The 21122-nt window shown below is 70.9% G+C and carries 14 protein-coding genes; all 14 read left to right on the plus strand.

From position 1 onward, the window contains the following. Positions 1–51 precede the first annotated feature (51 nt). The 14 genes from folC to ABT342_RS04575 all read left to right on the plus strand — a co-directional run bounded on the left by folC (position 52) and on the right by ABT342_RS04575 (position 20914). Complete coding sequence (gene folC, locus ABT342_RS04510; RefSeq protein ID WP_351566872.1) at positions 52–1560, plus strand: bifunctional tetrahydrofolate synthase/dihydrofolate synthase; 1509 nt, start codon at positions 52–54, stop codon at positions 1558–1560. 5 nt (positions 1561–1565) lie between these two features. Continuing rightward, positions 1566–1931, plus strand: coding sequence for a DUF4233 domain-containing protein (locus tag ABT342_RS04515; RefSeq protein ID WP_351566875.1), 366 nt, complete (start codon positions 1566–1568; stop codon positions 1929–1931). Positions 1932–2022: 91 nt separating this feature from the next. After that, entirely contained in the window at positions 2023–2436 is a 414-nt protein-coding gene (gene ndk / locus ABT342_RS04520) for a nucleoside-diphosphate kinase (protein ID WP_351566878.1), read from the plus strand. A 293-nt stretch (positions 2437–2729) separates the two neighbouring features. Continuing rightward, a complete protein-coding gene (locus tag ABT342_RS04525) occupies positions 2730–3749 on the plus strand; it encodes a rod shape-determining protein (protein WP_351566881.1) in 1020 nt (339 codons plus the stop codon). A gap of 176 nt (positions 3750–3925) precedes the next feature. After that, positions 3926–4933, plus strand: coding sequence for a rod shape-determining protein MreC (gene mreC, locus ABT342_RS04530; RefSeq protein ID WP_351566884.1), 1008 nt, complete (start codon positions 3926–3928; stop codon positions 4931–4933). Between the two features lie 22 nt (positions 4934–4955). Then, a complete protein-coding gene (gene mreD / locus ABT342_RS04535) occupies positions 4956–5624 on the plus strand; it encodes a rod shape-determining protein MreD (RefSeq protein WP_351566887.1) in 669 nt (222 codons plus the stop codon). A 19-nt stretch (positions 5625–5643) separates the two neighbouring features. Continuing rightward, a complete protein-coding gene (mrdA, locus tag ABT342_RS04540) occupies positions 5644–7809 on the plus strand; it encodes a penicillin-binding protein 2 (RefSeq protein WP_351566890.1) in 2166 nt (721 codons plus the stop codon). Positions 7810–7816: 7 nt separating this feature from the next. Then, complete coding sequence (rodA, locus tag ABT342_RS04545) at positions 7817–9016, plus strand: rod shape-determining protein RodA (protein ID WP_351566892.1); 1200 nt, start codon at positions 7817–7819, stop codon at positions 9014–9016. 143 nt (positions 9017–9159) lie between these two features. Further along, positions 9160–10860 carry a CYTH and CHAD domain-containing protein gene (locus ABT342_RS04550; protein WP_351566895.1) on the plus strand — a complete coding sequence of 567 codons (1701 nt, stop codon included), beginning with the start codon at positions 9160–9162 and terminating at the stop codon, positions 10858–10860. A gap of 52 nt (positions 10861–10912) precedes the next feature. After that, entirely contained in the window at positions 10913–12853 is a 1941-nt protein-coding gene (locus tag ABT342_RS04555) for a TIGR03960 family B12-binding radical SAM protein (RefSeq protein ID WP_351566897.1), read from the plus strand. Between the two features lie 142 nt (positions 12854–12995). Beyond that, positions 12996–14204 (plus strand): acyltransferase family protein, encoded by a 1209-nt coding sequence (locus tag ABT342_RS04560; RefSeq protein WP_351566898.1) that lies wholly within the window; start codon positions 12996–12998, stop codon positions 14202–14204. Between the two features lie 63 nt (positions 14205–14267). Further along, the gene (locus ABT342_RS04565) at positions 14268–15338 is read left to right on the plus strand and encodes a hypothetical protein (protein ID WP_351566900.1); all 1071 of its coding nucleotides are present in this window, start codon (positions 14268–14270) and stop codon (positions 15336–15338) included. 124 nt (positions 15339–15462) lie between these two features. Then, positions 15463–16254 carry a TIGR03936 family radical SAM-associated protein gene (locus ABT342_RS04570; protein ID WP_351566902.1) on the plus strand — a complete coding sequence of 264 codons (792 nt, stop codon included), beginning with the start codon at positions 15463–15465 and terminating at the stop codon, positions 16252–16254. 235 nt (positions 16255–16489) lie between these two features. Then, on the plus strand, positions 16490–20914 hold the full coding sequence (locus tag ABT342_RS04575; protein ID WP_351566905.1) for an Rne/Rng family ribonuclease: 4425 nt from the start codon (positions 16490–16492) through the stop codon (positions 20912–20914). The last annotated feature ends 208 nt before the right edge of the window (positions 20915–21122 follow it).

Genomic DNA, 21122 nt, shown 5'->3' on the forward strand with positions numbered 1-21122 from the left:
CCCGGTGGGGACGGGCGCCGTTCTGTCGGTGGGGCTCCGTAGACTGGCTGCGTGAGTGACCAGCAGCCCGAGCCCGACCAGTACGACGAGTTCGACGAGATCGTCGACAACGAGACCGACCGCGACCCCGACCTGGCGGTGATCGAGGCCGGCAGCCGTACGCTGCGCACCCAGGCCGGACCGCCCCGGGGTGACCAGGTGCCCACCCGGCCCGCCGACCCGGAGGTCGACAAGGCGCTGCGCGAGGTCGAGGCCGACCTCGCCACGCGCTGGGGCGAGACCAAGCTGGAGCCGTCCGTCGCCCGGATCTCCGCGCTGATGGACGTCCTGGGGGAGCCGCAGCGCGCGTACCCCTCGATCCACATCACCGGCACCAACGGCAAGACGTCCACGGCCCGCATGATCGAGGCGCTGCTCGGCGCCTTCGAGCTGCGCACCGGTCGGTACACGTCCCCCCACGTCCAGTCGATCACCGAGCGGATCAGCCTGGACGGCGCCCCCATCACCGCCGAGCGGTTCATCGAGACGTACAACGACATCAAGCCGTACGTCGAGATGATCGACCAGTCCCAGGACTTCCGGCTCTCCTTCTTCGAGGTGCTGACCGGCATGGCGTACGCCGCGTTCGCGGACGCGCCGGTGGACGTGGCCGTCGTCGAGGTCGGCATGGGCGGCAGCTGGGACGCGACCAATGTGATCGACGGGTCGGTCGCGGTGATCACCCCCATCGACCTGGACCACACCGACCGGCTCGGCGGCACCCCCGCCGAGATCGCCGTCGAGAAGGCCGGGGTCATCAAGCAGGGCGCGACGGTGATCCTGGCGCAGCAGCCGGTGGACGCCGCGCAGGTCATGCTGAAGAAGGCCGTCGAGGTGGACGCGACGGTGGCCCGGGAGGGCATGGAGTTCGGTGTCGTCTCCCGCGAGGTCGCGGTCGGCGGCCAGCTGCTGACGCTGCGCGGGCTCGGCGGCGAGTACGAGGAGATCTTCCTGCCGCTGTACGGCGCCCACCAGGCGCACAACGCGGCCGTGGCGCTCTCCGCCGTCGAGGCCTTCTTCGGCATCGGCGCGCAGCACGCGCGCACGCTCGACGTGGACACGGTCCGCTCCGCGTTCGCCTCCGTCGTCTCGCCGGGCCGTCTGGAGGTCGTGCGCCGCAGCCCGACCGTCGTCCTGGACGCCGCGCACAATCCGGCGGGGGCGCGGGCGGCCGCCGAGGCCGTCACCGAGGTGTTCGGTTTCTCCCGGCTCATCGGTGTGGTCGGCGCGAGCGGCGACAAGGACGTGAAGGGCGTGCTGGAGGCGTTCGAGCCGGTCTTCACGGAGGTCGTGGTCACCCGTAACTCCAGCGATCGCTCGATGGACGTGGACGAGCTGGCCGCGGTGGCCGTCGAGGTCTTCGGCGACGACCGGGTGGTCGTGGAGCCGCGCCTCGACGACGCCCTGGAGGCGGCGATCACGCTCGCCGAGGAAGAGGCGGAGTACTCGGGCGCGGGCGTCCTCGTGACCGGTTCGGTGATCACGGTCGGCGAGGCCCGGCTGCTGCTGGGGAGGGGCTGAATCCCATGCGTACGCTCTGTGCGTCCACTCTGATCGGTGAGTTCTTCGTGATCGGCTTCGCCGGTCTGGTGGCGATGAAGACCGACGGGCTGTCCATGGCGGTGGTCTGGACGGTCTGCGGCATCGCGATGGTGCTGTCGGTGCTCCTCTGCGGGATGATCACCCGTCCCGGCGGGGTGCAGCTCGGCTGGGCCCTGCAGATCGGCCTGATCGCGAGCGGTTTCGTGGTCCCGATGATGTTCATCCTGGGCGTGGTCTTCGCCGGTCTGTGGTGGGCGTCGGTCCACTTCGGCCGGAAGGTCGACGAGGCGAAGGCGATGTGGGCGGCGCGGCAGGCGGAGGGGGCATCGGCAGGGCCTGACGCTGCGTAATGGATCACTGGAGCCGCCCTGTAGCCTCTGACGTGCTGCTACCCCTCAGCAGCACAGCGACCCCTCAGCTGAAACCCGAAGGAGCCAGCACGTGAGCCAGCGCACGCTCGTCCTGCTCAAGCCCGACGCCGTACGCCGCGGCCTGATCGGCGAGATCATCGGCCGCATCGAGCGGAAGGCGGGCTGGCAGATCACCGCGCTGGAACTGCGCGAGCTGGACCAGGAGACCCTGGAGCAGCACTACGGCGAGCACAAGGGCAAGCCGTTCTACGAGCCGCTCGTCGCGTTCATGTCGTCCGGCCCGGTCGTCGCGCTCGTCGTCGAGGGCGAGCGGGTCATCGAGGGCGTCCGCGCCCTGGCGGGCCCGACCGACCCGATCGCCGCGGCCCCCGGCTCCATCCGTGGCGACTACGGCACGATCGTCCGGGAGAACCTGATCCACGCCTCGGACTCCGAGGAGTCCGCCGTCCGGGAACTGAAGATCTTTTTTCCGGGTCTTTCCTGATCGGGCGTCAGCCATCTAGCGCTCACTGCCTGGGGCGACCGAAGGAATTTCGGTCGCCCTTCGGTATACGTAGGCATACGAACGCCGATACCGGGAACGCATCGCTCCGACTCATCGTCACCCTTACTGAGGTGGGCCAGCGCGCGGTGTCCGGGCAGGCGGCACTACGATGGAGCTTCACGCCACAGAGCTCGTACGCCACCCGTGCATCACCCTCCTCGCCGACCTGAGAAGCCATCAAAGCTCGATCTGGGAAGGCCCGACGCATCCTCATGGGAAACAAGGGGAACTCAATGTCGTTCATCGGCCGTGACATGGCTGTCGACCTCGGGACCGCCAACACGCTGGTGTACGTCAGGGGTCGTGGGATCGTCCTCAACGAGCCGTCCGTGGTCGCCATCAACACCAACACCGGCGGCATCCTCGCGGTGGGCTCCGAGGCCAAGAAGATGATCGGCCGCACGCCGGGCAACATCGTGGCGGTGCGCCCGCTGAAGGACGGCGTGATCGCCGACTTCGAGATCACCGAGCGGATGCTCCGCTACTTCATCCTCAAGATCCACAAGCGGCGGTGGGCGGCCCGCCCGCGCATCGTCGTCTGTGTCCCCTCCGGGATCACCGGTGTCGAGCGCCGCGCGGTCATCGAGGCCTCCACCCAGGCCGGTGCGCGTCAGGTGCACATCATCGAGGAGCCCATGGCGGCCGCCATCGGCGCCGGGCTGCCGGTTCACGAGGCCACCGGCAACATGGTGGTGGACATCGGCGGCGGTACGACCGAGGTCGCCGTCATTTCCCTCGGCGGAATCGTCACGGCACAGTCGATCCGGGTGGCCGGCGACGAGCTGGACAACGCGATCATCCAGCACGTCAAGAAGGAGTACAGCCTCCTCCTCGGTGAGCGGACCGCCGAGAGCATCAAGATGACCATCGGCTCCGCGTACGACCTGGAGACGGACGAGCACACCGAGATCCGCGGCCGTGACCTGGTCTCCGGCCTGCCGAAGACCGTCGTCATCTCCGCCGCCGAGGTCCGCAAGGCCATCGAGGAACCGGTCAACTCCATCATCGACGCGGTCAAGACCACCCTCGACAAGTGCCCGCCGGAGCTCTCCGGCGACGTCATGGACCGCGGCATCGTCCTCACCGGCGGCGGCGCGCTCCTGCGCGGCCTCGACGAGCGGCTGCGCCGCGAGACCGGCATGCCCATCCATATCGCCGAGGATCCGCTGGACTCGGTCGCGCTCGGCTCCGGCAAGTGCGTCGAGGAATTCGAGGCGCTCCAGCAGGTGCTGGACGCGCAGCCCCGCCGGTAACGCCGCGGGCGATGGCCGGGTCATGCCTCCGCACACCGGGCAGCGTCCCGAGAAGAACACCCTCCTCCCGGGCCGTGAGCCCGGGGGGACCCCCGGTATGGGCCACACCGGCCCGTCCGGTCGATCGTTGATATAACGGCACAAAGTTTCCTACGAGGAAGGCACGGCCGCCGCACGTGAGGGACACGAAAGAGAGCCGGCTGCTCCTGGTGCTGCTGATCGCCATCGCGTTCGCACTGATCACGGTGGACATCCGAGGCGGCGAGGAGTCACCGGTCGACGGCGCCCGGCGGGCCGCAGCCACCGTCCTGGGCCCGGTCGAGAGCGGCGTCGCGGCGGCCGTGGACCCGATCGGCAACGCCATCGGAGCGGTCCGGGACTCGGGTGAGCGGCACGACCGTATCGCCGTGCTGGAGCGGGAGAACGCCGCCCTCAAGGCGAAGCTCGGCAGCGACGACCGCAACCGCAGCCGGATCAAGCAGCTCGACACCATGCTCAAGACGGCCGCCAACGGGCAGTACGGCATCAAGGGCGCGGAGGTCATCGCGATAGGAGCCGCTCAGGGCTTCTCGTGGACCGTCACCATCGACATCGGCTCCAAGGACGGCATCCGGCGCGACATGACCGTGCTCAACGGCGACGGTCTGGTGGGCAGGGTCACCACCGTCGGCCCGGACACCTCGACCGTACTCCTCGCCAGCGACCCGGACTTCACGGTCGGCACGCGCATGGAGCGCACCGACGAGCTGGGCTTCGCCACGGGCCAGGGCGACCGGCCGCTGGCCGTCCAGCTCCTCAACGGCAAGGCCAAGGTGAAGAAGGGCGACCGGCTGGTCACCTTCGGCTCGCAGGCGGACAAGCCGTTCGTGCCCGGTGTGCCGGTCGGCGAGGTCGTCCGCGTCGACCCCTCCGGCGGCGACCTCACCCGGACCATCTACGTCCGGCCGTTCGCCTCTCTCACCAAGCTGGACATCGTCGGAGTCGTCGTCCAGGCGCCGCGCACCGACCCGCGCGACACCGTCCTGCCGGCCAAGCCGAAGCCGACCCCCACGCCGACGGTCACCCCGTCGTCGGGCACCCGGGACGAGGCCCAGGTCGATTCCCGGGGTGACTCCCAGGACACCGGGTCCAGTCCCGACCCCAACGCCAGCAGCAGCAACAACACCAACGACAACGACGAGTAGCAGAAGGAGCTGAAGAACACCCATGCGCTTCAACCGGATGCTGCTCTCCACCACCCTCGTCGTGGTCGCACTCGTCCTCCAGGTCACCGTCCTCGCCCGCCTCCAGCTCCCCGGCGCCGTGCCGGACCTGATGCTGCTCGTCGTCCTGGCACTCGCCCTCGTCTACGGGCACGTCAGCGGCGCCCTCATCGGCTTCGGCGCGGGACTGCTCGCCGACCTCGCCCCGCCCGCCGACCACGCCGCCGGCCGCTACGCCCTGGTGCTCTGCGTCATCGGCTACCTCGCCGGTCTCGCCAAGCCGGACAACGGCCGGCTCACCTCGGCCACCGGCCCGATGGCCGTGGTCGTCGCCGCCGCGATCGGCTCCACCCTGCTGTACGCGGGCGTCGGGGCCCTCGTCGGCGACACCGCCGCCCGCCATGTCGGCCTCGGCTCGCTGCTGTTCACCGCCGCCCTGTACGACCTTCTGCTCGCGCCGTTCACCGTGCCACTGATCATGGCGCTGGCGAGAAAGGCCGAGAACGACCCGTTCACCGAGAACCAGTCGGGCGCCACCGACGTGTCCAACGGCTTCTCGTCCTTCGGCACCGGACTGCGCATCGGCGGCCAGCGCGGCGGGGGACTGCGGGTGAAGGCGGCCAGGACGAGAGCGGCCCGCGCCGGGCGCATCAAGGGCATCAAGCGACTGTGACCGAGGGGGTATCAGCAGCGTGAGCAACATTCCCGAGACCGGGCGGACACCTCGCGTCCAGATCCGGCTCATCATCATCCAGGTCCTGGTCTTCTCGCTGTTCGCGACGCTCGGCGGCAGGCTCTGGTACATCCAGATCCGCAACGGCGAGGAGTACGCGAAGGAAGCCTCGGGCAACGGTGTCCAGCGCGTCGTCCAGCCCGCCGTCCGCGGTTCGATCCTCGACGCCCGCGGCGTCCCGCTCGCCGACAACGAGACCCGCCTCGTCGTCTCCGCGTCCCGTACCGACCTGATGAAGATGAAGGACGACGGCAAGGGCGTCCTCACCCGGCTCGCGGGCGTCCTGGGCATGAAGCCCAAGGACGTCATGGACAAGGTCCGCCTCTGCGACTCCCAGACCCCCAAGCCCTGCTGGAACGGCTCGCCCTACCAGCCGATCCCGGTCACCCTGGAAGCCACCACCCAGCAGGCCCTGCAGATCCGTGAGCGCCCCGAGGACTTCCCCGGCATCACCGCCGAGCCGACGGCCGTACGCCGCTACCCGGCGCCCGGCAAGTCCAACACCGCGCAGGTCCTCGGCTACCTCTCGCCCGTCACCGACGAGGAGCTCGAGAAGGCCAAGGACACCGACTCGCCGTTCCTCCGCTCCGACCAGGTGGGCCGCTCGGGCCTCGAGCGTACGTACGACAAGGAGCTGCGCGGCAAGGCCGGCATCACCCGCTACGAGGTCGACAACCTCGGCCGCGTCATCGGCCAGGGCAAGCCGGACAAGGCCGAGCCCGGCGCCAATGTGGTGACCTCCATCGACGCCCGCGTCCAGGCGGTCGCCGAGTGGGAGCTCAACAACGCGATGAAGGAAGCCCGCAAGGTCTTCGACGACAACACCAACAGGAACTACAAGGCGGACTCCGGCGCCGTCGTCGTCATGGAGTCCAGGACCGGCCGGATCGTGGCGATGGCCTCACTGCCCACCTACGACCCGAACGCCTGGGTCGGCGGCATCTCCGGCACGGACTACGCCAGGCTCACCGGCAAGAACTCCAACTTCCCGCTCCTGAACCGCGCCATCCAGGGCCAGGCCGCCCCCGGCTCCATCTTCAAGGTCATCCCGACGGCCGCCGCGGTCAACGCCGGTTACGACTTCAACGGCCGCTACCCGTGCACGAGCTCGTACTCGATCGGCAACCAGGTCTTCAAGAACTTCGAGTCGCAGCACCACGGCAGCATCTCGCTGGGCCGCGCCCTCGAGGTCTCCTGCGACACCGTCTACTACTCCCTCTCCCACGAGCAGTGGAAGAAGGACGGCGGCCTCAAGCCGAAGCGGAACCCGGCGGACTGGTTCTACAAGACCGCCCACCAGTTCGGCCTCGCCCGCGAGACCGGCATCGACCTGCCCAACGAGGAGCGCGGCCGCGTCCCCGACCGCCGCTGGAAGCAGAACTTCTGGGAGGCGAACAAGGACTACTGGTGCAAGATCGGCAAGAAGGGCGGCAGCTACGTCCAGCAGCTCTCCTACGAGAACTGCCTCGAAGGCAACCTGCTCCGTGCCGGTGACTCCGTCAACTACTCCATCGGTCAGGGCGACACGCTCGTCACCCCGATCCAGATGGCCACGATCTACGCCGCGATCTCCAACGGCGGCACGCTCTACGACCCGACCGTCGGCAAGGCCGTCGTCAGCGCGGACGGCAAGAACATCCGCGAGATCAAGCCCACGTCGCACGGCAAACTGCCGATGGACGCCAAAACGCGCAAGATGATAGACGGGGCCCTCGCGGGAGTCGCCACCCGCGGTACCGCCGCCTGGCGATTCGGCGGCTGGCCGCAGGACAAGATCCCGATGCACGCCAAGACGGGTACGGCCGAGGTCTACGGCAAGCAGACGACCTCCTGGTTCGCCACGTACACCAGCGACTACTCCATCGTCATGACGATCTCCCAGGGTGGTACCGGCTCCGGCGCCTCGGGACCGGCCGTGCGCAACATCTACAACGCGCTCTACGGGCTCGACATGGAGGGCAAGCAGGACCTCAAGAAGGCCCTGCTGCCCAAGCCGCAGCAGGCGCTGCCGAAGATCCAGCAGGACGGCTCGATCGACGCCCCGAAGATCGCGCCGTACGTGCCGGTGAAGCCGGACGACAAGCAGCTCGCGGGACCGCCCCCCGCCACCGGGCGGAGGGACTGACACCACCATGTCCGGAACCAACGGCTTCTCCGTCTCGCGGTACGCACCCGAGCGGGGCGCCCTCGCCAAGCTCTTCGCGCGCGACTCGATGGTGCGGCGGCTCGACTGGCCGATACTGCTGTCCTCGGTCGCGCTGTCCCTCATCGGCGCGCTGCTGGTGTGGTCGGCGACCCGTAACCGCACCGAGCTCAACCAGGGCGACCCGTACTACTTCCTCTTCCGCCATCTGCTGAACACGGGCATCGGCTTCGCCCTGATGGTCGGCACGATCTGGCTCGGCCACCGCACGCTGCGCGGCGCGGTGCCGGTCCTGTACGGCATCTCCGTGGTGCTGGTGCTGCTCGTCCTCACCCCGCTCGGCGCGACCATCAACGGCGCGCACGCGTGGATCGTGATCGGCGGCGGATTCTCGCTCCAGCCCTCGGAGTTCGTGAAGATCACGATCATCCTGATCATGGCGATGATGCTGGCGGCCCAGGTGGACGCGGGCGATCAGGTCCATCCCGACCATCGCACCGTCGGCAAGTCCCTGGGCCTCGCGGTCATCCCCATGGCGATCGTCATGCTGATGCCGGACCTCGGCTCGGTGATGGTCATGGCGGTGATCGTGCTCGGGGTACTGCTTGCCTCCGGCGCCTCCAACCGGTGGGTCCTCGGACTGATCGGCGCGGGTGTCGCGGGCGCGGTGCTGGTCACCGCGCTGGGGCTGCTCGACGAGTACCAGATCAACCGGTTCGCGGCCTTCGCCAACCCGGAGCTCGACCCGGCCGGCGTCGGCTACAACACCAACCAGGCGCGCATCGCGATCGGTTCCGGCGGACTCGTCGGCACCGGCCTCTTCAAGGGCTCGCAGACCACCGGCCAGTTCGTCCCCGAACAGCAGACCGACTTCGTCTTCACGGTGGCGGGGGAGGAGCTCGGCTTCCTGGGCGCGGGACTCATCCTCTTCCTGCTGGGCGTGGTGCTGTGGCGGGCCTGCCGGATCGCGCGGGAGACGACCGAGCTGTACGGGACGATCGTCGCGGCCGGGATCATCGCCTGGTTCGCGTTCCAGTCCTTCGAGAACATCGGGATGACGCTCGGCATCATGCCGGTCGCCGGTCTTCCCCTGCCGTTCGTGTCGTACGGCGGCTCGTCGATGTTCGCGGTGTGGGTGGCGGTCGGACTGCTCCAGTCGATCCGGGTGCAGAGGCCGATGTCGGCGTAAGTGCTCCGGGTGCGTCGTGGCTGGTCGCGCAGCTCCCCGCGCCCCTTCGGGGCGCTGCCGAACCGCACCGAACCGCCCGGAACCTCGCCGAGCCCGCTGATTACGTACTGACGTACCGGTGTGTGGGCGACTAGATTTTGTTCATGGTGGACACGAAGCGAGAGATCGAGCGGAAGTACGAAGCCACGGACGACGCGGCCGGCGCCGGGTTGCCGGACCTGACCAAGGTGGCCGGGGTCTCGGCCGTCGTCGGCGAGGGCGTCATGGAGCTGGACGCCGTCTACTACGACACCGCGGACCTGCGCCTCGCCGCCGACGGGATCACCCTGCGCCGCCGAACCGGTGGCTCGGACGAGGGCTGGCACCTGAAGTTCCCCGTGTCCACCGGCATCCGTGACGAGATCCGCGCCCCGCTCGCCGACACGCTGCCCGGTGTCCTGGCGGGGCTGATCCGCTCCCGCACCCGCGACGCCGAAGTCGTCCCCGTCGTCCGGATCCTGTCCTCCCGCGACGTCCGTCACCTCGTCGACGGGCACGGCGAACTCCTCGCCGAGCTGAGCGTCGACTCCGTCCTCGCGGAGCGCCTGACCGAAGGCTCCGGCCGTACGACGTCCTGGACCGAGATCGAGGCGGAACTCGCCGACGACGTGGATCCGGCGCTCCTCGACGCGGTGGACAAGCGCCTGCGCAAGGCGGGGATCCGCCCCGCGACGTCCGCCTCGAAGCTCGAGCGGGCACTGGCGGAGACGGGCCCCTGGTCACCCGAGGCCCCCGAGGCGGTCGCCGCGCCGGCGAAGCCCGGCGGCAAGCGCGACAAGGCCGCGCAGGCGGCCGCCGCAGAGGAGGAGCGGACCTCCCGGGCCGCCGACCCCTTCGTGAAGGCGGGCGCCAAGGTTCCGAAGGCCGCCGAGGCCGCCAAGGCGACCGGGAGCGGGCCCGAGGCCGAGCCGGGGGTGGCCGGGAGCGCCGGTGCGTACGTCCTCGCGTATCTGCGGGAGCAGCGGGACGCGATCGTGGTGCTGGATCCGGCCGTGCGGCGGGACCTGCCCGACTCGGTCCATCAGATGCGGGTCGCGACCCGGCGGATGCGCAGCGCCTTCAAGACGTTCGGGAAGATCGTCGACCGGGCGGTCACCGACCCCATCGGCGAGGAGCTCAAGTGGCTCGCCGGTGAACTCGGCGTCGCCCGCGACCAGGAGGTGCTCGCGGAGCGGCTGCTCGGCAGGATCGACGAGCTGCCGAGGACGCTGCTGCTCGGCCCGGTCCGCGGGCGGCTGCGGATCTGGGGCTCCGCGCGCCGGGCGGGCTCCCGGCGCCGTTCCGTCGCCGTACTCGACAGCAAGCGCTACCTCGCGCTGCTGGCCACCCTCGACGCGCTGCTCGCCGACCCGCCCCTGCGCGACGCCGCCGCCGCGAAGCCCGCCAAGGCCCTCCCCAAGGCCGTGATCAAGGACTACGACCGGCTCGCCCGGCGGATCGAGCACGCCCTCGGCCTCCCCGCGGGCCACGACCGGGACCTCGCCCTGCACGACGCCCGCAAGGCCGCCAAGCGCGCCCGGTACGCGGCCGAGGCCGCCACCTCCGCACTCGGCAAGCCCGCCAAGAAGTTCGCCAAGGGCATGAAGGCCGTGCAGACGGTCCTCGGCGACCATCAGGACAGCGTCGTCGCCCGCGACACCCTCCGGGATCTCGGCATCCAGGCCCACGCGGCCGGTGAGTCCGCCTTCACCTGGGGACTTCTCTACGGCAAGGAGGAGGCCCAGGCGGCGGCCGACGAGCGCGAGCTGCCGGACGTCTGGGCGGAGGCTTCCGGCCCTGATCTTCTGGCGGCGCTGACCGGCTGACCACCGAGGTACGCTTGACAGTCATCCCTGCCCGCTCACGAGAGACACCACGATGCCTGTCGAGTCGGTCTTCCCACGCCTGGAAGCGCTTCTCCCGCATGTCCAGAAGCCGATCCAGTACGTCGGCGGAGAGCTCAACTCCACCGTCAAGGACTGGGACGCCTGTGACGTTCGCTGGGCCCTCATGTACCCGGACGCGTACGAGGTCGGACTGCCCAACCAGGGCGTCATGATCCTCTACGAGGTACTCAACGAGCGCGAAGGGGTGCTCGCCGAGCGTACCTACAGCGTCTGGCCCGACCTCGAGGAGCTGATGCGCGAGCACCAGGTCCCGCAGTTCACCGTGGACTCGCACCGTCCGGTGAAGGCCTTCGACGTGTTCGGGCTGAGCTTCTCCACGGAGCTCGGCTACACGAACATGCTGGCCGCCCTGGACCTCGCGGGCATCCCGCTGGAGGCCAAGGACCGCACGATCGACGACCCGATCGTGCTGGCCGGCGGCCACGCCGCCTTCAACCCCGAGCCGATCGCGGACTTCATCGACTGCGCGGTCATCGGCGACGGCGAGCAGGCCGTGCTGGAGATGACCGAGATCATCCGGGCCTGGAAGGCGGAGGGCCGTCCCGGCGGCCGCGAGGAGGTGCTGTTCCGGCTCGCGAAGACGGGCGGTGTCTACGTTCCGGGCTTCTACGACGTCGAGTACCTGCCCGACGGCCGCATCGGCCGCGTCGTGCCGAACAAGTCGGGCGTGCCGTGGCGCGTGTCCAAGCACACCGTCATGGACCTCGACGAGTGGCCCTACCCCAAGCAGCCGCTCGTCCCGCTCGCCGAGACCGTCCATGAGCGGATGTCCGTCGAGATCTTCCGCGGCTGCACCCGCGGCTGCCGTTTCTGCCAGGCCGGCATGATCACGCGCCCCGTGCGGGAGCGAAGCATCACCGGCATCGGCGAGATGGTCGACAAGGGTCTGAAGGCGACCGGCTTCGAGGAGGTCGGCCTGCTGTCGCTGTCGAGCGCCGACCACTCCGAGATCGGCGACATCGCCAAGGGCCTGGCGGACCGGTACGAGGAGGACAAGATCGGTCTGTCCCTCCCCTCCACCCGCGTCGACGCGTTCAACGTCGACCTGGCCAACGAGCTGACCCGCAACGGCCGTCGCTCCGGTCTCACCTTCGCCCCCGAGGGCGGCTCCGAGCGCATGCGCAAGGTCATCAACAAGATGGTCTCGGAGGAGGACCTGATCCGGACCGTCGCCACCGCCTATGGCAACGGCTGGCGCCAGGTCAAGCTGTACTTCATGTGCGGTCTGCCGACGGAGACCGACGACGACGTGCTCCAGATCGCCGACATGGCGACCAAGGTGATCCAGAAGGGCCGCGAGGTCTCCGGCTCCAACGACATCCGGTGCACGGTCTCGATCGGCGGCTTCGTGCCCAAGCCGCACACCCCCTTCCAGTGGGCCCCGCAGCTCTCCGCCGAGGAGACCGACGCCCGCCTGGAGAAGCTCCGCGACAAGATCCGCGGTGACAAGAAGTACGGCCGCTCCATCGGCTTCCGCTACCACGACGGCAAGCCCGGCATTGTCGAGGGCCTCCTCTCGCGCGGCGACCGCCGCATCGGCGCCGTCATCCGCGCCGTCTACGAGGACGGCGGCCGCTTCGACGGCTGGCGTGAGCACTTCTCGTACGACCGCTGGATGCAGTGCGCCGACAAGACGCTGCCCGGGTTCGGGCTCGACGTCGACTGGTACACGACGCGTGAGCGTACGTACGAGGAGGTCCTGCCCTGGGACCACCTGGACTCCGGTCTCGACAAGGACTGGCTCTGGGAGGACTGGCAGGACTCGCTCGACGAGACCGAGGTCGAGGACTGCCGCTGGACGCCGTGCTTCGACTGCGGTGTGTGCCCGCAGATGGACACGTCCATCCAGATCGGCCCGACCGGCAAGAAGCTGCTCCCGCTGAGCGTGGTCAACGGCGGCCCGACCGGCTGAGGCCGAAACGCGGCCGATGTGAGCGACGCGGCGATGGGGGCGGGCGATATGCCCGCCCCCATTTCCGTCGTCCACCGGCCCCCGGAAATGGTCCGCTTATACTCTGCCGACGTTCCGTGACCGACAGAGGGCGACCGACTTCATGACCCAGCCGACGGCGACCGCTCCGCCCACCCGGCCCGCTCGTCTCGACTCCCTCACCGGACTGCGCTGGTGGGCGGCGTTCGCCGTCTTCGCGCACCACATGACGAATCTGGCGCCGCTGCCGATCCATGACGTGGTCGGGTTCGGCAAGTACGGCGTGACGCTCTTCTTCGTCCTGTCGGGTTTCGTACTGACCTGGTCGGCGCGGCCCGGTGTCACCGCGCCCACTTTCTACTGGCGGCGTTTCGCCCGCATCTATCCGGCGCACTTCGTGGCGTTGCTGCTGGCGATCCCCGTCTTCTACAGCCTGACCCCCGACCCCGCCCAGGGCTGGGTCAAGCCGGTCAGCGTCGGCGTGCTGCTGCTGTCCGTGCCCGTGATCCAGGGCTGGTGGCGCGACCCGGTCCTGCTGTACTCGGGAAACCCGGCGGCATGGACGCTCACCTGCGAGTTCTTCTTCTACACCCTCTTTCCGCCGCTGCATCGCGTCTTCCGCCGGCTCCGCCTACGCGGGGCGCTCGTGGCCACGGCCCTCGGCTTCGCGGCAGCCTTCGGATACCGCGTCCTCGTCTGGTCCCACCCCGAATCCTGGGCGGCGCAGCTCCCGCTCCCGGTCGTCCGGCTGAGCGAGTTCGTCATCGGCATCGCCATCGCCCGCGCCATGCTCTCGGGCTGGCGGGTCCGTATCGCGCCGATCTGGGTCTTCCTGGGCTCCGCGGCCCTCATCGGGTGGCTCACCACGACGGCCGACCGGCCTGCCGCCGGCACCTTCGAGGCGTTCGTACGGGTCACCAAGGAAGAGTGGATCATCTTCGCCTGCGCCGCGATGATCGCCACCGTCGCCTGGCGCGATCTCACCGGCAGAAGGTCCCTGCTGCGTACGCGTCCGCTGGTGCTGCTCGGCGAGTGGTCGTACGCCTTCTACCTCGTCCACGCGACCTTCCTCTACACCGCCCGCGACCTGCTCGGGAAGGAGCCGGTGGCCTGGTCGAACCTTCAGTGGTACGCGGCCCTGCTCGTCGTCTCGCTCGCCGGGGCCGCGGCGCTGCACTACGCGGTGGAGCGGCCGCTGGAACGACGGCTGCGCGGCTGGTGGGACCGCCGGCGCGAGGCCACAGCGGCGATCCCGGCGGCGCGCACGAGCGACGCGCCCCAGGTGCGGGAACCCGCTGCCGCCGACGGTCGTCACGCGGGAACCGTCAGGTAACGCTCCGGCGACGGCCCGGCCACCGGGGAAACCCCGGGGCCGGGCCTTCGCGTCTCCTCGATCATGGACGTGGAGAAGCGCGAGCCCGAGGGCTGTCTGACGGTGGCCATCAGGATCCCGGTACGGATCGTGGTGCTGTTGTTCGTCGTGCCCGTGCGGATGTTGTGGGACGTGCTCGTCGTGTGCGGCGAGTTCCTGCGGCGGGTGATGCTGCGTCCGCTCGGCAAGGCGCTCGCTTTCTTCTTCGAGCACGTCGTCGCCCCCGTCGCCGAAGCGGTCGCCACCGCGGCCTGGTGGCTGTTCAAGGCGGTGTTCTACTGGCCGTGGGTCGCGCTGTGGCGGTACGTCGTCGTCCCGGTCGCGCGCTACGGGATCGCCGTCCCGGCGGTGTGGCTGTACCGGGCGGTGCTGACCCCGATCGGTCACGGCCTGGCCCGGGTGTACGTGCGGCTGCTCACGCCGCTCGGCCACGGCGTCGGGTGGCTGGTGTGGGCGGTGTTCTACTGGCCGTGGGTCGCGCTGTGGCGGTACGTCGTCGTGCCGGTCGCCGCGTTCTCGTACCGGTACGTGCTGACGCCGCTCGGCCACGGGCTGCGGTGGCTCGGCCTCGGCCTGTGGAGCGGCGTCGTATGGCTGGTGAAAGTGTTCGTCGTGGTCCCGGCCGTGTTCCTGTACCGCTGGGTGCTCACGCCCGTGGGCCGTTTCCTCGCGGTCGTCGGCCGTGAGATCGCCGACGCGTTCGTGGTCGCCTGGCGGGTCGCCGGATATGTGTCCCGGGCCGTCGGACGGGCGCTGAAGTGGCTAGCTTGGAACCTGCTCGGGCGGCCGATGGCCTGGTTCTACCGCGAGGTCTGCACCCCGCTCGGCCACTTCGTGCGCGACAGCCTCTGGCGCCCCGTGCGCAGGGCCGCCGTGGAGGCGGGACGCGCCGTACGCGGAGCCCTGAGCTCGGTCCGCGCGACCGTGCGACAGGCCCGCCGTGACGCATGGCGGGCGCTGGTCGGCGGGCCGCGCGAGCGCGAGGCCGTGGAACCGGCGGCGGATCAGGCGCGTAACCTGGGACGTACGCAACACGCACTTTCCGTCCCCGGCGCGGCGCCCGGACCCGAGATCTCCCTGCGAAAGCAGGGGTGAACCGGACGGGCCCCCAGGGGACACCCGCAGGCCAGAGGGCGGCGCGCCACCCGCGCCCGCCCCGCACCGAGGAGAAGAACCACTGGGCAAGCGACAGCCCGAAGGCCCGCCGCCCGCACCTGCGGTGCAGCGCATCCGACTGCGCTACACCAAGCGCGGCCGCCTCCGGTTCACCAGCCACCGCGACTTCCAGCGCGCTTTCGAGCGTGCGCTGCGCCGTGCCGAGGTGCCGATGGCGTACTCGGCGGGCTTCACCCCGCACCCGAAGGTGTCGTACGCGAACGCCGCGCCCACGGGCACCGGGTCCGAGGCGGAGTACCTGGAGATCGCGCTCACCGAGACCCGTGATCCCGCGACGCTGCAGGCGTTGCTCGACGAGTCGCTGCCGGACGGACTCGACATCATCGACGCCGTCGAGGCCCGCACGTCCGGGCTCGCCGACCGGCTGACCGCGTCCGTGTGGGAGCTGCGGCTCGACGGGGTCGCGGTGGAGGAGGCTTCGATGGCCGTGGCGGCGTTCCTCGCCGCCGAGACGGTCGAGGTCCAGCGCAGGACCAAGAACGGGATGCGCAGCTTCGACGCACGAGGCGCCGTGGCCGAGCTGACCGCGACTTATCCACAGGCCGATAGGCCCGGCGACGGGCCCTGTGCGATACTGCGGCTGGTTGTTCGGCACGTGACACCTGCCGTGCGACCCGACGACGTCCTGTCCGGTCTCCGAGCTGTGGCCGACCTGGCGCCGCCGGTCCCCGCAGCGGTGACCAGGCTGGCGCAGGGGCTCTTCGACGAGGAGTCCGGCACGGTGACCGACCCGCTCGCGCCCGACCGCGAGGCAGTCATGGCCGCCCCGGCCGATCGCTCAGGGGTCGCCGGACACGCCGCCGCGAAGGCTCCGGAGGGTGCCGGTCCCGCGTAGGGGCGGTCGTCGTAGCGCAGCCCTCGTACTCGGGAGCCACCTGGGTCGGGCAGCGCACAGACCAGGAGACTTTCGCCAGGCCGTGCGTACATCGCGTACGGAACCGGCGAGCCAGACATACAGCTCCCGTGCGGCGCCCGCGCCCCGGACGACGGCCCCGCGCTCATCACGCGGGACGCGCCGTCGGACCGGATCAAGGCGCGGCGCCCGGGAGCGTGACGGGAGAACCGCCCGCATGCTCGAGCAGAACGGCCCCGGTACGACCGGGGGCACTGACAACAACGAAAACTCACCCAGCGACAGGCTGCCCCCGCGCCGCCGTCGCGCGGCGTCCCGCCCCGCGGGCCCGCCGGTGGCCGCCAAGGCGGCCGAGACCGTCCAGGACGTCACGGAGTCGCTCTCCGCCCCGGCCATACCGGCGAGCGCCGCACCCGACGAAACCCCCGCGCCGCGCACGCGCCGCCGGGCCACCCGCAAGGCGACGGCGCCTGCGGGTACGCCTGCTGTTTCCGACGTGACGGCGCCGGTGTCCGCCGATGTCGTGGCGGTTGCCGCCGAGTCCGCTGCTGCGCCTGAGGGTGCCGGTGTGGAGGACGTCGCCGAGGCGGCCGCGCCGCGTACCCGTCGTCGTGCGACGCGTAAGGCGACGGCTCCTGCCGGTGCGCCTGCTGAGCCCGCTGTCGCGGAGCCCGTGTCCGCCGATGTCGTGGCGGCTGCTGGCGAGTCCGCTGCCGTGTCGGTGGCTGCGCCTGCGGAGGACGAGGACGTTGCCGAGGCGGCCGCGCCGCGTGCGCGTCGTCGTGCGGCGCGTAAGGCGACGGCTCCTGCCGGTGCGCCTGCCGTGTCCGCCGATGTCGTGGCGGCTGCCGCCGAGTCCGCTGCCGTGTCGGTGGCCGCGCCTGCGGAGGACGAGGACGTCGCCGAGGCGGCCGCGCCGCGTGCGCGTCGTCGTGCGACGCGTAAGGCGACCGCTCCTGCGGGCTCGCCTGCCGTCTCCGAGGCGACGGTGCCCGCGCAGGCGGCCGGGACCGCGCCCGCCGCCGAGACCGCCGGGGCCGTGTCCGATGCCGAGACCGGCGTCGAGGCGTCCGCGCCCCGGGCCCGTCGCCGTGCGACCCGCAGGGCGACCGCGCCCGCCGGTGCGCCGCAGGCGGCCGAGACGGTCGCTCCGGTCACCGCCGTGGCCGAGACGGTCACCGCCGCCCAGCCGCCCGCTGAGCCGCTCACCCCCGCCGAGGAGCCCGTGGCCGCGCCGCGTGTGCGCCGGCGGGCCACCCGTAAGGCGACCGCGCCGGCGGGTTCCCCCGCTCCGGCCGAGGCCGTCGCCGACGAAGACTTTGAGGAAGGTGCCGTGAGCGAGAACGCTGCGGAGGAGCCCACAGGGCGTACCCGTCGCCGGGCGACCCGCCAGGTGACGTCGCCCGAGCAGGCGGAGGCGGTGGCGGAGCCCACCACCGGCCCCGAGGCCGAGGAAGCGGCGGAGGCCCCGCGCGGCCGTACGCGCCGCAGGGCCACCCGCAAGGCGACCGGTTCCGCCCGTGAGGACGAGGCCGTCGCGGGCGAGGGCCTCCCGGCGGACACCGTCGCGCAGATCGCCGCGGACGAGGCCGAGGTCGAGGCCGCCGAGCGCGCCGCGTCGCGCGGCCGTACGCGCCGTCGGGCCGCCGCGCCCGAGTTCACCGCCGAGCCCGCGCAGGCCGAGCAGCCCGCCCGTGGGCGCCGCGTCGCGCGGCCCGCCGTGGCCGTGTTCCAGGCGCCGGTGTTCACCGAGCCGATGTTCCAGACCCCGGAGACCGCCGCTGCCGCGGCCGCCGCCGAGGCCGCCGTCGAGGTGGAGGAGGAGACGGAGGAAGAGGTCGTCGAGGCCGCTCCCGTCGCCAGGGCCGCCGAGGTCACCGAGGCCCCCTCGCGTCGCCGCCGTCGCCGTCGTGGCGAGCCCGCCGAGCCTGTCGAGGCGGTGGAGGTCCCCGTCGCCGAGGAGCCGGAGGTCGAGGCCGCCGAAGCCACCGAGGCCGAGGAGGCCGAGGCCGAAGAGACCGAGGAGTACGAGGACCGTCCTTCGCGCCGCCGCCGCCGTGGTGGCCGCCGCCGTCGCCGTGGCGAGAGCGCCGAGGCGGAGGAGGCCGAGCAGGAGCTGGAGGCCGAGGAGGCCGGCGAAGAGGCCGAGGAGCCCGAGGAGGAGGGCGGCGAAGAGGCCGGCACCCCGTCCGCCGCGGGCACCAGCAGCAGCCGTCGCCGCCGTCGCCGCCGCCGTCGTACCGGCGAGGGCGCCGAGATCGAGCCCGGCGCGGACGAGCCGGAGCGTACGGTCGTCAAGATCCGCGAGCCGCGCCCCAAGGCGGAGCCGTCCGACGAGGTCCAGTCCATCAAGGGCTCGACCCGTCTGGAGGCCAAGAAGCAGCGCCGCCGTGAGGGCCGCGAGCAGGGCCGCCGCCGCGTCCCGATCATCACCGAGGCGGAGTTCCTCGCGCGTCGCGAGGCCGTCGAGCGCGTGATGGTCGTCCGGCAGAACGGCGACCGCACCCAGATCGGCGTTCTCGAGGACAACGTGCTCGTCGAGCACTACGTCAACAAGGAGCAGTCGACCTCCTACGTCGGCAACGTCTACCTGGGCAAGGTGCAGAACGTACTGCCGTCCATGGAGGCCGCGTTCGTCGACATCGGCAAGGGCCGCAACGCCGTCCTGTACGCCGGTGAGGTCAACTTCGAGGCGCTCGGGCTCGCCAACGGCCCCCGCCGCATCGAGTCCGCGCTGAAGTCCGGGCAGTCCGTCCTCGTCCAGGTCACCAAGGACCCGATCGGGCACAAGGGCGCCCGCCTGACCAGCCAGGTCTCGCTGCCCGGCCGCTACCTGGTGTACGTGCCCGAGGGCTCGATGACCGGCATCAGCCGCAAGCTGCCCGACACCGAGCGCGCCCGGCTGAAGACCATCCTCAAGAAGATCGTTCCCGAGGACGCGGGCGTCATCGTCCGTACCGCCGCCGAGGGCGCCAGCGAGGACGAGCTGCGCCGCGACGTCGAGCGCCTCCAGGCGCAGTGGGAAGAGATCCAGAAGAAGGCGAAGAGCGGCAACGCCCCGACCCTTCTCTACGGCGAGCCGGACATGACCGTCCGTGTCGTCCGCGACATCTTCAACGAGGACTTCACCAAGGTCATCGTCAGCGGCGACGAGGCGTGGGAGACCATCCACGGCTACGTCTCGCACGTCGCGCCCGACCTCTCGGACCGGCTGAACCGCTGGACCTCCGAGGTCGACGTCTTCGCGACGTACCGGATCGACGAGCAGCTGATGAAGGCGCTGGACCGCAAGGTCTGGCTGCCCTCCGGCGGTTCGCTGGTGATCGACAAGACCGAGGCGATGATCGTCGTCGACGTCAACACCGGCAAGTTCACCGGCCAGGGCGGCAACCTCGAGGAGACCGTCACCAGGAACAACCTGGAGGCGGCCGAGGAGATCGTGCGCCAGCTGCGGCTGCGCGACCTGGGCGGCATCGTCGTCATCGACTTCATCGACATGGTGCTGGAGTCCAACCGCGATCTGGTGCTGCGGCGCCTGCTCGAATGCCTGGGCCGGGACCGTACGAAGCACCAGGTGGCCGAGGTCACCTCGCTGGGCCTGGTCCAGATGACCCGCAAGCGCGTCGGCCAGGGCCTGCTGGAGTCGTTCTCCGAGACCTGTGTCCACTGCAACGGGCGCGGCGTGATCGTCCACATGGAGCAGCCGTCCACCGTCGGTGGCGGTGGCGGCGGCAAGCGTGCCAAGAAGCGCGGCCGTGGTGGCGCGGAGCACGTCCACGAGCACGAGGCCGTGGCCGAGGCGCCCGTCGTGGAGGAACTGGCCGAGACCGAGGCCGAGGTGGCGGCGGAGTTCGCCGCGCCGGCCGCGCTCCCGGAGCCGGACTTCGCCCCGGACGAGGAGCTGTACAGCAGCGTCGCGGAGGCCGAGGCGGCGGTGCGCGGCCGTGGCCGCCGCCGGGCGACCCGCAAGGCGACCGCTCCGGTGCGGGAGACCGCTCCGGTGCAGGAGGCCGTCGAGGCCCCGGTCGTCGCCGAGCCCGTCGCCGAGCCGGTTGCCGAGCCCGTCGCCGAGGCGGAGCCGGCCCCCACGGGCCGTACCCGCCGCCGGGCCACCCGTAAGGCGACGTCCCCGGCCGGTCCGCCGGCCGTGACCGAGGCCCCGGTCGAGATCGTGACCCCCGCCGCCCCGGTGGCGGAGGTGACGGAGGTCTCCGAGCCGGAGCCCGCCCCGGTCGCCGCGCTGGTCGACGCCGTGGAGCCGGAGGCTCCCGTCGCCGCCCCGCCGCGCGCCCGTCGCCGCGTGACCCGCAAGGTCACCGCCCCGGCCGGTTCGCCGTCCGGAGCGGAGGAGGCCGCGATCGTCGTGGTCACCACGGCACCGCAGCCCGAGCCGGCGGCCGAGGAGCCCGAGGCACCGGCAGCGGCGGAGGAGGCCCCGGCCAAGAAGGCGGCCGCCCGAAAGACCGCCAAGAAGGCCACGGCGAAGAAGGCCGCCACGAAGAAGACCGTGGCCGCCAAGAAGACCGCGGCGAAGAAGACCACCGCCAAGAAGGCCGCGACGAAGAAGGCGGCCCCGGCCAAGAAGACGGCCGCGGCCGAGCAGCAGCCGCTGCCCACCGTGACCGCGTCAGCCGAGAGCTGAACGACCGGTGAATTGCTGACCAAGAAGTGACCGATATGTGTGACGAACAACTGGTAGGTGGTTGACCGAGGGTGTCCTGCCCCCGTCCCGAGGGCCCGGGCAGGACGCTAGGTTTGTTTCTGAATTGATGCTTGGCCGCGTTAACAGCCCAGAAATTGACTAGGAAATTCCTGATAATGTGACGGCGGTCGCTGCCGTGTGCGGGCCC

The organism is Streptomyces sp. NPDC000410, assembly GCF_040300305.1.
GTDB lineage: Bacteria > Actinomycetota > Actinomycetes > Streptomycetales > Streptomycetaceae > Streptomyces.

Excerpts from the sequence above, each read along its gene's own strand:
- ABT342_RS04515 (WP_351566875.1), top strand. The coding sequence starts at position 1,566 with ATGCGTACGCTCTGTGCGTCCACTCTGATCGGTGAGTTCTTCGTGATC.
- ABT342_RS04525 (WP_351566881.1), top strand. The coding sequence starts at position 2,730 with ATGTCGTTCATCGGCCGTGACATGGCTGTCGACCTCGGGACCGCCAAC.
- mreD (WP_351566887.1), top strand. The coding sequence starts at position 4,956 with ATGCGCTTCAACCGGATGCTGCTCTCCACCACCCTCGTCGTGGTCGCA.
- rodA (WP_351566892.1), top strand. The coding sequence starts at position 7,817 with ATGTCCGGAACCAACGGCTTCTCCGTCTCGCGGTACGCACCCGAGCGG.
- ABT342_RS04550 (WP_351566895.1), top strand. The coding sequence starts at position 9,160 with ATGGTGGACACGAAGCGAGAGATCGAGCGGAAGTACGAAGCCACGGAC.
- ABT342_RS04555 (WP_351566897.1), top strand. The coding sequence starts at position 10,913 with ATGCCTGTCGAGTCGGTCTTCCCACGCCTGGAAGCGCTTCTCCCGCAT.
- ABT342_RS04560 (WP_351566898.1), top strand. The coding sequence starts at position 12,996 with ATGACCCAGCCGACGGCGACCGCTCCGCCCACCCGGCCCGCTCGTCTC.
- ABT342_RS04565 (WP_351566900.1), top strand. The coding sequence starts at position 14,268 with ATGGACGTGGAGAAGCGCGAGCCCGAGGGCTGTCTGACGGTGGCCATC.
- ABT342_RS04575 (WP_351566905.1), top strand. The coding sequence starts at position 16,490 with ATGCTCGAGCAGAACGGCCCCGGTACGACCGGGGGCACTGACAACAAC.